Genomic DNA, 13,777 nt, shown 5'->3' on the forward strand with positions numbered 1-13,777 from the left:
TGAGATGGCCAAAGGTTTTGGCGCAGAAGATCTTGCTGCCTTGAAAGGTCAGATCGGCGAGCGTCTTGAAGCAGAATACGCAGGTGCTGCACGTGCAGTTATGAAGCGCGGTTTGCTTGATGCGTTGGACAAAAAGGTTGATTTCGATCTGCCACCTTCCTTGCTTGATTCAGAAGCGGGTCAAATCGCGCACCAACTGTGGCACGAAGAGAACCCTGAGGTGGAAGGTCATGACCACCCAGAAATTACGCCAACAGAAGAGCATATCGCATTGGCCGGCCGTCGCGTTCGCCTCGGTCTGTTACTTGCAGAAATCGGTCAGAAGGCCGCTGTTGAAGTAAGCGATGCAGAAATGACCCAAGCGATCATGAACCAAGCGCGTCAGTACCCTGGCCAAGAGCGTCAATTCTTTGAATTCGTTCAACAAAACCAGCAGATGCAACAGCAACTGCGCGCACCTCTCTTTGAAGACAAAGTGGTAGATCACATCGCGGATCAAGCCAAAGTGTCTGAAAAAGAAGTGAGCAAGGATGATCTTCAATCTGCTGTAGAAGCACTCGAAGACGAGTAACTAGAGCAGCGCCCACTGGGCGCGTATGCACTGAAGAAATTAGGCCGTTGCTGAACAATCAGGTGCGGCTTTTTTGTGCCTGCTTTTTTGCTGTTGCTTTGCGATTTGTACGTTCGCTTTCGCGCGCTTGACACCGGGGACGCTTAAGTGGGCCACTCGCAAAGGGTTAGTCGTAATAGGTAATGTGGTTGTGAGTATGTCGAATAACAAAAAACGTGGTTTAAGGTTGGGCAGCCTGGTGGATACGGCCGTGATTGTCGCGGGCGTTGTGATGCTGGCGGCGATTATGGTGCGGTATTTATTCTAACGCTTCGTGCCGTACTTATTTCAGTCAAGAAAAAAGCCGCGTCCAATCGGGCGCGGCTTTTTAATTTTTGGTATCTAGCGAGAAAGGCTAGGCTTAAGCGTCTTCCGCGTCATCTGCTGCAGCTGGCGCCGCATCAAAATCATCGTCGTCAGATGCAGCAGAGCCGATATCGTCAAACAGTTCCGCAATCTCGAATTCAGCTTCAGCTTCTGCTTCTGCAGCCAATTCTTGGATCGACTTGCCTGAGGCTTGAAGCTCAGCTTCTTCGGTTGAGCGTGCAACGTTCATTGTGATTGTGCACTCAACTTCTGGGTGCAATTTCACGGCAACGTCATGCAGACCGAGAATCTTGATCGGTGCAATCAATGCAACTTGTTTGCGATCAAGCGTGAAGCCTTCGGCAGTTGCAGCTTCTGCGGCGTCGCGCGTTGTCACGGAACCGTAAAGCGCGCCTGCGTCTGATGCAGAGCGAATCACAACAAACTGCTGTCCGCCAAGCTTTTCAGCCATTGCATCGGCTTCTTTCTTGGTTTCGAGGTTCTGTGCTTCGAGTTGCGCTTTTTGTGCTTCAAATCCAGCGATGTTGCCCTTTGAAGCGGTCAGCGCTTTGCCCTGTGGCAGCAAAAAGTTACGTGCGTAACCTGGCTTTACGTCAACTACGTCGCCCATCTGGCCGAGTTTCGCAACGCGTTCGAGAAGGATAACTTGCATGTGCTTTCTCCTTACTTAACAGCGTATGGCAGCAGGGCGAGGAAACGGGCGCGTTTGATGGCACGGGCCAACTCGCGTTGTTTCTTGGCAGAGACTGCGGTGATGCGGGACGGCACGATTTTGCCACGCTCAGAAATGTAGCGTTGCAGAAGACGTGTGTCTTTGTAATCGATCGCGGGTGCGTTCTCACCAGAGAAGGGGCACACTTTGCGACGGCGGAAAAATGGTTTAGTTGCCATGGTTTAGCCCTTTCTTAGCTGCGGCGCTCGCGGCGATCGCCACGTTCTTCGCGTTTTTGCATTTGTACGGATGGCAGCTCTGCGTGCTCATCGACTTTGATGGTCAGCACACGCATCACATCTTCATGCAAACGCATCAGGCGTTCCATCTCCTGAACGGCCGTTGCAGGCGCGTCGGAGCGCAAATAGGCATAGTGGCCTTTGCGGTTTTTGTTGATTTTGTAGGCCATCGTTTTGACGCCCCAGTATTCTGAATCGACAGCTTTGCCGCCGTTGTCTGCAAGGACAGTCCCGAAGTGTTCGATCAGGGATTCAGCTTGCGCGTTGGACAAGTCCTGACGCGCGATGAACACATGCTCATACAAAGGCATGGGTTGCTCCATTCATTTTCTGGCGCACTTCAAAGGGTGGTATGAACTGCCGCCCGTCCACCCACGAGAGGTTACGCGGTTCAATCGAGTTGGACGACAGGCTTGCCGTTTAGCGCCCTTACACAAATGGCGCAAGCCCGCAGACCGCAACAGTTTTTCTTTTTCTTGGCGGGGCCCCTGAAGCGACTCTTTTTTGCCGTTCTTTGCGGTTTGTGTGGCGGGATAACGAGGTGAGCAAATCGATGAGTATCAGCAGTCCAGCCCGAGATTTTTTCCATGGTCCAGCCGTCGTCGATATGCTGTTGGATGTCACCGAAACCGAGTGGGGCATCATTGTCTCAGAGCGCGGTGCGGTGAATGCGCGTGCCTTGGGACAGCTTGCGACCGCTGTGGTTGGTATGGCGCTGTTGTGTGCTGGCATTTTGATGGCTGCTATGAACCGCCATGATATCCCGAGCGCGCTTTGGGCTGTACAGATGGCTGTCTGTGCGCTTTTCGTCGTGGTGGGTGCTTTGATGATGTATGGCGCGCGCAGCACGGGGCAAACTCAGACCGAATTTGATTTTCGCACAAAGATTTTACGTCGGCGTCAAATTGGCTCCGGCAAGATTATCCGCTCCATGCGACTGACGAGCGCTGATCAAATTGCAATGGTCCGAACAGAGCAGGGCGCAGGCATCGCAGCACGGCCTACAGATACATCTTTGGCAGAGGTCCTTGTGTCGGGGCCCCAGGGTCAAGTGTTTGCTATTTATCATCGGCTGATCGCGGTGATCGGTTAGTGTCGCTCCATGTGCACTGATGTGCACAATTGCTGCTACTTTTTACGTGATTGTGCTTTTGCGAACACGACATGTTGATAGATCGCGAGTTGATTAACACCTGTGCAACGTGTGTGGTGTGACGAGAAACATTTGCCAAAGGATGCTATTTTATGTTCCGTACTCTTCTTACCTCGTCTGTTGTGGCTGCTGGCCTTGCGACAAGCGCGTTTGCTGCCGCTGAAAAATATACACTTGATGCAAGCCACAGCCAAATTCTGTTCAGCTATGATCACCTTGGGTTTTCAACGAATTTCGGCATGTTCTCCGGCTTTGAAGGCGAGATCATGTTTGACGCAGACGCGCCTGCGTCCAGTTCTGTGACTGTTTCAATGCCCGTCATGAGCATGTTCACTGGCTGGGAGGCCCGTAAAGGCCACTTTATGAGCGATGATTTTTTCGGCGCAAAAGAAGGTGATCTGGTAACCTTTACGTCAACTGTGATCGAAGTGACGGGCGATGATACAGCCAAGATCAGAGGCGATTTGACCATGAACGACGTGACCAAGTCCGTTGTGCTTGATGCAGTTTTGAACAAGGCTGCCGCGCACCCGTTTGCCAACAAGCCTTGGTTGGGTTTCGATGCGACAACCACATTGTTGCGCTCTGACTTTGGCGTTGGCAACTTTGCCCCAGCCGTAAGCGATGCGGTTGAGGTGAAGATCTCAATCGAGGCGCAAAAAGCCGAATAATCCAGCCTGAAAACAGTGGCGGACAGATGTCCGCCCAAAACCGTTCTGCGCGTTTGTTTTACATCCGCGCGGGGCGGTTTTTTTGTTTCACGAGGGACCATTACGACCTGCGACATTCAGGGTCTATCTTGGGGCTTGCCAGATGCCCAACGCCATATATAGTCCGGCGTAGGACGGGACTTTGCACCCGCATGTGTTTCGGACTCGCCCGTTTTGGGCGATGGAAAAGCTAGGTGGAGGTCACGACCCAATGGAACCCGAGTTCAGGACAAGTTTTGTACGGGAACCCAATCACTTACGGCATAATCCGGCCCTAGTGCTGAACGCGGATTATCGCCCACTTAGCTATTATCCGCTGTCACTCTGGCCGTGGCAGGATGCCATTAAGGCCGCGTGGCTTGAGCGGGTTGATATTGTCGCGGAATATGATGACTATGTCAGTTCGCCCTCGACAAAAATCAAAATCCCTTCTGTGGTGGTTTTAAAAGATTATGTGAAACCGCAAAAGCGCGTTGCCTTCACACGGTTTAATCTGTTTCTGCGCGATGAATTTACGTGTCAGTATTGCGGCTCAAAAGGGGATCTGACTTTTGATCACGTGGTGCCGCGCGCTGATGGCGGGATTACAAGTTGGACGAACGTGGTCGCGGCATGCAGCCCGTGTAACCTGAGGAAGGGTTCGCGCTCGCTCAAACAGTTGGGGATGAGTCTTCGCAAACCGCCGCGCCAACCTGAATCCGAACAACTTCGGAACATGGGGCGAAAGTTTCCACCGAACCATTTGCATGAAAGTTGGATGGATTTTCTCTACTGGGACGCCGAACTGGAAGCCTGAGACGCTGGACAGTCTTCGGATTTGATCTTAACAGGGACTCAAGTTTAGCGCTAACATAGCGTTCAAAGGAGAAGTTTGCCCATGGTCAGCCGCGTCATACCAGTAGATGATTTTGATTTGGTAATTTTTGGCGGGACAGGAGATCTTGCACGCCGCAAGATTTTACCGGGTCTTTTCCGCCGTTTTTGTGCCGGACAGATGCCCGCGGACGCCCGTATCATTGGTGCTGCACGCTCAGAAATGGATAGCGATGGCTTTCGGACACTTGTCCGCGATGCGATTGTGGTATTTGGCGGGGATGATCTTTCATCACGCCCTGAACTTCCCGACTTTTTGTTACAACTGCACTACGTGACGACCGACGCGCGTGGCGACGGTGGTTGGAAAGAACTTGCGGCGCAAATGCGCAGTGGTGTGGTTCGCGCGTTCTATCTTTCCGTAGGACCCGGTCTTTTCGCAGATATTGCAGAGCGGCTAACAAGTTTTGGTCTGGCCGATGCGGCTTCTCGCATTGTGGTTGAAAAACCATTTGGTCGTGATCTTGAGACGGCGCGCGCGCTGAACCATGATTTGGCCAAGCATTTTGATGAAAGCCAAATTTACCGAATTGATCATTATCTGGGCAAAGAAACAGTTCAGAACCTGATGGCTGTTCGTTTCGGCAACATCTTGTTTGAGCCGCTTTGGAACAGCCAGTACATCGATCACATTCAGATTACTGTTGCCGAAACTGTCGGCGTTGGTGGGCGCGGGGGCTACTATGATAAGTCCGGTGCGATGCGCGATATGGTGCAGAACCACTTGATGCAATTGCTTTGCCTAATCGCGATGGAGCCGCCGTCAAAGTTTGATCCTGATGCGGTTCGCGATGAAAAGCTGAAAGTCATACGTGCGCTTGATGATGTACAAACGCACCATATTGTTCGGGGCCAATATAGTGCCCACGGTGACATGAACTCCTATCGGCAAGACGTTGAAAATGAAAGAAGTTTTACTGAAAGCTTTATCGCCCTAAAGTTGCAGTTGTCGAATTGGCGGTGGGCTGGCACGCCGTTTTATCTTCGGACTGGCAAACGGATGAAGGCGCGGTCTTCCGAGATTACTGTGGTTTTCAAAGATCCGCCGCATAGTATTTTCGGGGACGAAGGTGGGCAGCACCATAACGAGCTGTCGATCCAATTGCAGCCCAACGAGGGCATGACCCTTGATGTCACGATCAAAGAGCCTGGCCCAGGGGGCATGAGGCTGGTCGATGTTCCTCTTGATATGACGTTCGCTGACGCGCTTGGACCAGAAGCTGATGATGTACCGGACGCCTACGAACGGCTGATTATGGACGTGATCCGCGGCAACCAAACGCTTTTCATGCGCGGTGATGAAGTGGAGGCTGCTTGGTGCTGGACCGATCCTTTGATTGAAAAATGGCAGGCCCGTTCCGATGTGCCCAAACCATATGATATCGGCTCAAACGGGCCAGAAGACGCGCTGATGTTGATGCACCGTGATGGTCGCCGCTGGCGCGATATTAAGGGGTAGATCATGAATTTTCTCGAATACGCGGATGAAGAATTGATGATGATGGCGCTGGCGGATCGGATCGCCGGTGATCTGGAAGAGGTTCTTCTGACCCACGACACCGCTACTTTAGCCGTGCCTGGCGGTACAACGCCTGGGCCTGTCTTTGACATTCTGTGCGGGGTTAAACTTGATTGGTCGCGTGTCCGCGTGATGCTCAGCGACGAGCGGTGGGTGCCTGAGACGTCTGACCGCTCCAACACAAAACTGCTCCGTGAGCGGCTTCTTGTGGGACAGGCGTCCGCGGCACAATTTATACCGTTTTTTACTGGCGATGAGACACCAGAAGTTGGTCTTGCCCAAGTGAACGATACGATTGGAGCATCTCTACCAGTCTCGGTTCTGCTGTTGGGGATGGGGGCAGATATGCACACCGCGAGCCTGTTCCCACATGCTGATGGTCTTGATGCCGGACTTAATGACAACGCTGCACCGGTCGTGCCTATTCGCGGTGGTGGTGCCACCGAACCGCGCGTTTCATTGAGCGGGCCGGTGCTAAAATCAGCCCTTCATACGCATATTGTCATCAAAGGCGCCGAAAAGCGCACTGCACTTGATAATGCTGCAGGCAAGCTGATTGAAGCCGCGCCGATTAATCTTGTTTTGAACGATGCAACGGTCCATTGGACGGGTGCTACTTAAGAAAGACTGATGCCCATGTGGAATGATCTGAAACAACGTGCCAACGCGGCGCGCGCAAACTCAATTCTTGAGCTGTGCCAGCAAGATAGCCGGTTTGAGGACTTCTCGATCAAACATGGCGATTTGCTTTTTGACTATTCCAAAACACATCTGAAAGCCGCCGATTTGGACATGCTTGTCGATATGGTAAAAGATGTGCCTACACGCCGTAACGCCATGTTTTCTGGTGAAAAAATTAACCAAACCGAGGGGCGTGCTGTGCTCCATACAGCCCTTCGCAATCTTGATGGCGGCCCTGTTAAGGTGGGCGGGAATGATGTCATGCCCGAGATCACAGCAACGCTTAAGCGGATGCAACAGTTTGCCGATGATGTCCGGTCCGGTATTTTTCAAGGGCAGGGCGGCGCTATCACAGATGTAGTGAACATAGGAATTGGGGGCTCTGACCTTGGGCCCGCGATGGCAACGCTTGCGCTTGCGCCTTATCACAATGGCCCGCGGACACACTTTATCTCAAATGTAGATGGTGCTGATGCTACAGACAAACTTGCGCTTCTTAAGCCTGAAACGACACTTGTTATTGTGGCGTCAAAAACGTTCACAACCATCGAAACAATGACGAATGCGACAACTGTCCGCAAATGGATGGAGACAGTTGTTCGTGACCCTGCAGAACAATTCGTGGCCGTGTCGACAGCAGCCGAAAAAACCGCAGCTTTTGGCATTCCTTCCGAGCGTGTTTTCGGTTTCGAGGATTGGGTTGGTGGGCGTTATTCCATGTGGGGTCCGATTGGCCTGTCTTTGATGTTGGCTGTTGGCCCTGATGCGTTTGAAGAGTTCTTGCGCGGTGCGCAGGACATGGACGTTCATTTCCAAACCGCAGACCTGGCCAAGAATATGCCTATCATGTTGGCACTTATTGGCCTTTGGCATCATCAAGGTATGACCTTTCCGACACGGGCCGTTTTGCCCTACGATCAGCGCCTAAGCCGCTTGCCAGCTTACCTTCAACAGCTTGAAATGGAGAGTAACGGTAAGTCAGTTGCCATGGATGGTAGCGCTGTTGAAACGGTGACTGGCCCTGTTGTTTGGGGTGAGCCTGGCACGAACGGACAACATGCTTTCTACCAATTGATCCATCAGGGTCGCACTGTTGTCCCGTGTGAATTTATTGTAGCTGCCCAAGGTCATGAAGACCATCTGACCGAGCACCATACGCTACTTTTGGCGAACTGTTTGGCGCAATCCGAGGCGCTGATGGCAGGCCGTTCAATGGATGTTGCGCGTGGGCTGATGGCAGCGAAAGGCTTTGAAGGCGCTGAACTTGAACGCCAAGCAGCGCACCGAGTTTTCGAGGGCAACAAACCTTCTACGACACTGATCTACCCTAAGCTCACACCGTTTGTTCTGGGACAGCTGATCGCACTTTATGAGCACCGCGTTTTTGTCGAAGGTGTGATCTTAGGAATTAACTCTTATGATCAATGGGGTGTCGAACTTGGTAAGGAGCTTGCTGTCAGTCTGACGCCAGTTGTCGAAGGTAATCAATCTGCTGATAACAAAGACAGCTCTACCCGCGGTCTTATTGAATACGTCCACTCATTGCGTGGCTAACGGGGTGTTGCCCCGTCTAGATGGGCCATCTTTTCTTTAAGGGCCTTAGATAGGGCGCGCTTTGTACCGTCTTGATTAAGCTGAACAATAACGGCACTTCCGGTGGCGTGTAGCGTGTCGCCATAGACCGCATACCCCATTGTGAAGCTGGTGTTTCCAAATTGTGCGGTCCGTGCAGCTACGATATATTCTTGCCCTAAGTGCATTTCGGCTTTGTAGGTCACATTGGCGTTGGCCAGTACCAATCTGGGACGGCCCGCGCTTTTGTAATCTGATAAGCCATAGTCGCGAAAATAATGAATTCGGACGACCTCAAACCAACTCATATAGGCCACGTTATTTACGTGTCCGAGCGCATCTAACTCTCCGAAGCGTACCTTATCCGCCACCCCGAAGGCCCAAGGCTCAGGAATGCCTGCAGAGCGTAGCTGTGTGGTGTTGAGCGGAGTAAGGAAAGGAAACGTCACAGGATCACCAGTGGTTATTTACGTTCGGCTACCATGCGTGATCGCTTGATATTATTCCAGCCCGTTAACGCGCATCTGTATTTGCCCTCTTGGCCGCGTAGACTTTGAGCATCGACATCTACGCCGAGCGGCGCCGTCTTCTGCCCCCTGATCCGCCGCCAGACCCTTGATTGAAGCTAACATCAGGTAAATCCGCAATTCTGCGCAGGGTCGGGAAAGGGTCCGTTTTATGGGGAATGGCGTTGGCGTTTACGAAATGCTCTTGGAATTTTGGCTCAATCGCAGTTTCAACTTTTTCGATCTCGCGGACGGTTTTGCTGATGTCAATTCGGGACTGACGGTTGCAAAGCGCAATGCGCGCACCGTGGCCTGCAGCGTTGCCCGCAGAGGTCACTTTATCCAATGCGGCGTCAGGGATCATACCAAGCACCATCGCGTGTTTGGGGCTAATATGGGCGCCAAAAGCGCCCGCAAGAGTTATGCGGTCAACCGTCTCAACGCCCATTTGGTCCATTAAAAGCCGGGCACCTGCATATAGCGCCGATTTGGCGAGCTGGATAGCGCGAATATCACCTTGAGTTACGGTGATTAAGGGACCGTCATGGGTGCTGCCGTCGTACAACACATAGCTGTGCGTCCGACCATCGACGATACACCTGTCCGTGCCCGTTTGTTCCGCCGAACCGATCAAGCCAGAAGGGTCAAGAAGGCCCGCCATGCGCATTTCTGCAACGGCTTCGATGATGCCAGAGCCGCAAATACCCGTGATGCCTGTCGCGGCTGTTTGGCTGGCAAAATCTGGATCGTCTGACCATAGATCAGAACCGATGACACGGAAGCGTGGCTCTTTTGTAGCAGGGTTTATCTCGATGCGCTCAATCGCGCCCGGTGCTGCGCGCTGGCCGCTTGAGATTTGTGCACCTTCAAAAGCGGGACCCGTAGGCGACGAACAGGCGAGAACCTTTTCTTTGTTGCCAAGCAGGATTTCTGCGTTTGTTCCGACATCTACGACCAAGGTCAACTCGTCTGACTGGTCCGGCGCTTCCGAAAGCGCGACCGCCGCTGCGTCAGCGCCAACGTGGCCCGCGATGCAGGGCAAGATGAAAACCCGTGCCGATTGATGCATTGCGGTCAGGTCAAGATCGGATGCTGGCAATTCAAGCGCTTCTGATGTGGCCAAGGCGAAAGGCGCTTGACCAAGCTCAACTGGATCAATGCCGAGGAGCAAGTGGTGCATCACAGGATTACATACGAAAACTGTTTCGACGATGTGTTTGGGGTCAATCTCGCCTTGGGTGGCAAGAGTTTCCGTCAACTCGTTGATTGCGGCACGCACGGCGTTTGTCATCTCAACATCACCGCCGGGGTTCATCATCACATAGGATACCCGCGACATCAGGTCTTCGCCAAAGCGGATTTGTGGGTTCATCAGGCCCGCGGAGGTAAGAACATCGCCGGTCGTCAGGTCACATAGATGTGCTGCGATGGTGGTGGAGCCAAGATCAATTGCAAGGCCGTAAAGGGGGCCCGCGAAAAACCCGGGCCAAACATCAATCACACGCTGGGGGCCGTGATCGGGGCGGTGCAATGCGACCGTGACAGTCCACTCGCCCTTGCGAAGACTTTTTTGCAGTTGATGTAAAACTTGAAGGCCGACCTCTACATCACTGATATCCCACTGTTTTACTAAGGCGCGCTTTAGTCTTTCAAGATCACCGGTAGGTTCATGCATATCCGGCTCATCGACGCTGACCAGATAGAGCCGTGTTGCAGGGTCAAGAATAATGGGACGAGTCGACGCCTCTTTACGAACAACTTGTTTGTGCACTTGTGAAGTCGCAGGCACGTCGATGACAATGTCGCCTTGAACAGTCGCCTGACAGCCAAGACGCCGTCCCTCGGCCAAGCCGCGTTTGTCGTGATAACGCTGTTCAACGCTTTTCCATTCCGAAAGTGCATCTTGTTGGACGGTCACGCCATGCTTGGGAAAATCACCAAATGAAGGCGTGATCTGACATTTAGAGCAAATCCCACGCCCACCACAGACCGAGTCGAGATCCACTCCCAATTGACGCGCGGCGGTCAGGATCGGCGTGCCCACGGGAAACGTGCCGCGCTTACCTGATGGCGTGAAAATAACGAGTGGATCAGACATTATGTGTTCCTCGAAGTCGTCGTGATTAACCCTGTCAATGAAACTTAAGTTCAGCCGCGGCGGCGACGGCGTCCACCTGAACGCCCACCAGCGGGGGCGGCATCTGGATCTTTATTAAAGTTGATCCATGCAGCGCCAGACGGGTCATGATCCATCAAGAAGTTTGCCGCGCGAATGGCCTCCATCTCCTTGCCGGGGCGCGCCAAAGTGCTGCCCATGCCCATGAGTTTAACGAAGGTTTCATCGTCCATATCATCTGGGATGATCACACCTGCTTCGAGCAGCTTTTGTTTGCGCTCTGCAATTTTGATGGGCCCAATTGGAAGGGCGATCGGGTTCATGATTGCAGAGGTCATGCCTGCAGTCATTGCCATCGGCAGGAACGCGTTGTTGATGCCGTGGCGGTTTGGAAGGCCAAAACTTACGTTAGATGCGCCGCAAGTTGTGTTGACGCCAAGCTCATCGCGTAAACGCCGCACGAGGGTGAAAACCTGCAAACCAGCAGTGCCCATCGCGCCAACGGGCATCACGAGTGGGTCAACAACAATGTCATGAGCAGGGATGCCGAAATCAGCAGCACGCTCGACGATCTTCTTGGCGACTGCAAACCGGACATCGGGGTCCTCGGAGATACCAGTGTCATCATTTGAAATAGCGACCACTGGCACGTTGTATTTCTTGACGAGCGGCAGGACCAATTCCAGCCGTTCTTCCTCACCCGTGACCGAGTTCAGCAATGGACGACCCTCAGCAGCAGCAAGACCATTTTCAAGCGCACCGGGAACAGAGCTGTCGATGCAAAGCGGTACATCAACGATTGCCTGAACGCGCTCAACCATTTCGCGCATCAAAGGGGGTTCGACAAAGTTGTTGTCCGCATAGCGGGAATCTTCGGCCATTTTGTTGGTGAAAACGGCGCCAGAGTTAATGTCGAGGATATCTGCACCTGCAGCAACCTGCGCGATTGCGTCGGCCTCAACCCGTGAGAAATCACCCGCTTCCAATTCTTCAGCCAGCTTTTTACGACCCGTTGGATTAATGCGTTCACCGATCACGCAGAACGGCTCCTCAAACCCGATGATCGCTGTCTTGGTCTTTGATTCAATTACTGTGCGGGTCATTCTTAGTCCTGTGCGTTAAGGGCAGGTGTGCCAGCTGCGCCACCGTTTTCAGTGACCCATGTTGCGTTTGTTTTGATGCCGCCCAGCGGGAAGAAGTGGACGTGTGTGATGTTGAAATTCGGGTTTGCGGCTTTGTGTTCGGCCAGTTCAGTCAGAAATTCTGTTGGCTCGAATGGCAGCAGCAGCTTAGTTACATCTTTGGCCCGCTTTTGGAGCACGCGCAAAGACGCGCCGACACCGCAGGCGATAGAGAATTTGATCAGTGTCTGAAGCTTTGCGGGGCCCGCCACACCAATGTGGATCGGAATGTTGATGCCAGCCTCAGCTAGATCATTTGCCCATGCGATCACAGGCTTTGCTTCAAAGCAGAACTGCGTGGCTAGAGCCATCTCAGCGTCAGAGTTTGCAGAAAACTTCTGCTTCCATTCAAGGGCTTGCGTGACGTTCTTCATGCTGCCGTCGGGGTCAATATCCTTGTTGCCCTCAGGGTGGCCCGCGACGTGAAGGCGCTTAAAGCCAGCCTCGCCAAATGCACCTGTTTCGAGAAGCTGCATTGAGCTTTCAAAATCGCCGTGTGGTGTGGTAACCCCGCCTGCAAGCAAAAGTGCTTGGTTCACATTGGCTTCACCTTGGTAGCGCGCGATCCAATCTTTGAGCGTGGCCGTATCTTTGATGATGCGCGCAGGGAAATGCGGCATGACATCAAAACCTTGGCGGTTCAGACGCGCCGCGGTGGCGACCATATCCTCGATGGGCGTGCCTTCGATGTGCGCGATGTAGACCCGCGTTTTTTGTGGCAGCAAAGCGCGAAAATCTTCGATTTTTTCGGCTGTGCGCGGCATAACTTCAATTGAGAAGTCTTCCAGGAAATTTTCTAGAACCAGATTGACGGGGGCGGGTGCCGACGCTTCTTTGCGTCCAAAGTTCAAAAGGGCCATTGCGGTGTCTCCGTCTAACTGGGCTGTATCTACTGGGCCGCTTGCGCGGTATTTTGGGCGGCGTCATGGTCCGGTCCCCAGCCATCTGCATCGATAAGCTGTTTGAGGCGGGCTTGGTCATATTCCGCATCAATGCGTGCAACCTCGGCCTCTGCAATATCTGCATCAGCGCCTTCAACGGTGTAGGGGGGCGCTTTGTGCCATTCCGCCAAATAGTCATCACTTTCCGCCGCGCCAGATTTCATCGCAGCACGGTCAATGGCTTGCTCGAACCGTTCGGGCAAAGGCAATTTGGTGCCGCGCCGGCCTTTACCAGCGATAACCTGTGCAGGCATGTCGCGCCAATAAACAATTGTGACTTCGGCCATGTGATTCCGCCTTCCGTTAAGCTGTTACGTGACAGTCGCGCAGCGCGCTCAAAAAACGCCGCTTGTTTTCGACATGATGTGCGCGCCATGCGACTTTCATTCAATTTACATATCCGCTCATCAGCACCTCTACGAGGGCAGAGCGGTTGAGAATTATACATCATCTTTATGCAGGCAATTCTTGCGCGGGGCGGGTTGCGGGTTTATGATAAGGCTAACTTGATATGAAAGGCGTTTATGATGACGCCACTGCGTCCCTCTGGTGCGGCCGCGGTCCCGAAATTGGTAGAACGACCCGCGCCTCGAAGAAAAGGCTCGGACAAAGCGCCGCTATATGCAGCACTTGATCT

At 53.0% G+C, this 13,777-nt stretch carries 14 protein-coding genes and 1 pseudogene; 7 read left to right on the forward strand and 8 right to left on the reverse strand.

Translation table 11 applies throughout. The features are described from left to right. Window positions 1-571 (forward strand): annotated as a pseudogene (locus tag ACTF5M_RS10195) (trigger factor); the annotation flags it as partial. A 400-nt stretch (window positions 572-971) separates the two neighbouring features. On the opposite strand, the gene rplI reads toward ACTF5M_RS10195, so the two are convergent. Genes rplI through rpsF form a run of 3 tightly spaced genes read right to left on the reverse strand, consistent with a single transcriptional unit; the run spans window position 972 to window position 2,199 of the window. Then, window positions 972-1,589 (reverse strand): 50S ribosomal protein L9, encoded by a 618-nt coding sequence (rplI, locus tag ACTF5M_RS10200; protein ID WP_438960894.1) that lies wholly within the window; start codon window positions 1,587-1,589, stop codon window positions 972-974. A gap of 11 nt (window positions 1,590-1,600) precedes the next feature. Further along, complete coding sequence (rpsR, locus tag ACTF5M_RS10205; protein ID WP_036700444.1) at window positions 1,601-1,828, reverse strand: 30S ribosomal protein S18; 228 nt, start codon at window positions 1,826-1,828, stop codon at window positions 1,601-1,603. A 14-nt stretch (window positions 1,829-1,842) separates the two neighbouring features. Further along, on the reverse strand, window positions 1,843-2,199 hold the full coding sequence (rpsF, locus tag ACTF5M_RS10210) for a 30S ribosomal protein S6 (protein WP_048597458.1): 357 nt from the start codon (window positions 2,197-2,199) through the stop codon (window positions 1,843-1,845). Window positions 2,200-2,441: 242 nt separating this feature from the next. Here rpsF and ACTF5M_RS10215 point away from each other — a divergent pair, with 242 nt between their 5' ends. The 6 genes from ACTF5M_RS10215 (at window position 2,442) to pgi (ending at window position 8,378) form a co-directional block, all read left to right on the forward strand. Next, on the forward strand, window positions 2,442-2,981 hold the full coding sequence (locus tag ACTF5M_RS10215; protein ID WP_438960895.1) for a hypothetical protein: 540 nt from the start codon (window positions 2,442-2,444) through the stop codon (window positions 2,979-2,981). 152 nt (window positions 2,982-3,133) lie between these two features. Beyond that, window positions 3,134-3,712, forward strand: a complete 579-nt coding sequence (locus ACTF5M_RS10220; protein ID WP_438960896.1) for a YceI family protein — start codon at window positions 3,134-3,136, stop codon at window positions 3,710-3,712. 250 nt (window positions 3,713-3,962) lie between these two features. Beyond that, on the forward strand, window positions 3,963-4,547 hold the full coding sequence (locus ACTF5M_RS10225) for an HNH endonuclease (protein WP_438960904.1): 585 nt from the start codon (window positions 3,963-3,965) through the stop codon (window positions 4,545-4,547). A gap of 81 nt (window positions 4,548-4,628) precedes the next feature. After that, complete coding sequence (gene zwf / locus ACTF5M_RS10230) at window positions 4,629-6,083, forward strand: glucose-6-phosphate dehydrogenase (RefSeq protein ID WP_438960897.1); 1,455 nt, start codon at window positions 4,629-4,631, stop codon at window positions 6,081-6,083. 3 nt (window positions 6,084-6,086) lie between these two features. Then, the gene (pgl, locus tag ACTF5M_RS10235; protein WP_438960898.1) at window positions 6,087-6,764 is read left to right on the forward strand and encodes a 6-phosphogluconolactonase; all 678 of its coding nucleotides are present in this window, start codon (window positions 6,087-6,089) and stop codon (window positions 6,762-6,764) included. A gap of 15 nt (window positions 6,765-6,779) precedes the next feature. Continuing rightward, a complete protein-coding gene (gene pgi, locus ACTF5M_RS10240) occupies window positions 6,780-8,378 on the forward strand; it encodes a glucose-6-phosphate isomerase (RefSeq protein WP_438960899.1) in 1,599 nt (532 codons plus the stop codon). On the opposite strand, the gene ACTF5M_RS10245 is transcribed toward pgi, so the two are convergent. The 5 genes from ACTF5M_RS10245 to ACTF5M_RS10265 all read right to left on the reverse strand — a co-directional run bounded on the left by ACTF5M_RS10245 (window position 8,375) and on the right by ACTF5M_RS10265 (window position 13,427). Beyond that, window positions 8,375-8,845, reverse strand: coding sequence for an acyl-CoA thioesterase (locus ACTF5M_RS10245; protein WP_438960900.1), 471 nt, complete (start codon window positions 8,843-8,845; stop codon window positions 8,375-8,377). The genes pgi and ACTF5M_RS10245 overlap by 4 nt on opposite strands. Window positions 8,846-8,963: 118 nt before the next feature. After that, entirely contained in the window at window positions 8,964-11,003 is a 2,040-nt protein-coding gene (locus ACTF5M_RS10250) for an ASKHA domain-containing protein (protein WP_438960905.1), read from the reverse strand. 47 nt (window positions 11,004-11,050) lie between these two features. Then, on the reverse strand, window positions 11,051-12,121 hold the full coding sequence (locus ACTF5M_RS10255) for a methyltetrahydrofolate cobalamin methyltransferase (protein ID WP_438960901.1): 1,071 nt from the start codon (window positions 12,119-12,121) through the stop codon (window positions 11,051-11,053). Window positions 12,122-12,123: 2 nt separating this feature from the next. Continuing rightward, a complete protein-coding gene (locus ACTF5M_RS10260) occupies window positions 12,124-13,059 on the reverse strand; it encodes a methylenetetrahydrofolate reductase (RefSeq protein ID WP_438960902.1) in 936 nt (311 codons plus the stop codon). A gap of 29 nt (window positions 13,060-13,088) precedes the next feature. Next, the gene (locus tag ACTF5M_RS10265; protein ID WP_438960903.1) at window positions 13,089-13,427 is read right to left on the reverse strand and encodes a virulence factor; all 339 of its coding nucleotides are present in this window, start codon (window positions 13,425-13,427) and stop codon (window positions 13,089-13,091) included. Window positions 13,428-13,777 lie beyond the last annotated feature (350 nt).

It is taken from the genome of Nereida sp. (assembly GCF_965655635.1).
Taxonomy (GTDB): domain Bacteria; phylum Pseudomonadota; class Alphaproteobacteria; order Rhodobacterales; family Rhodobacteraceae; genus Nereida.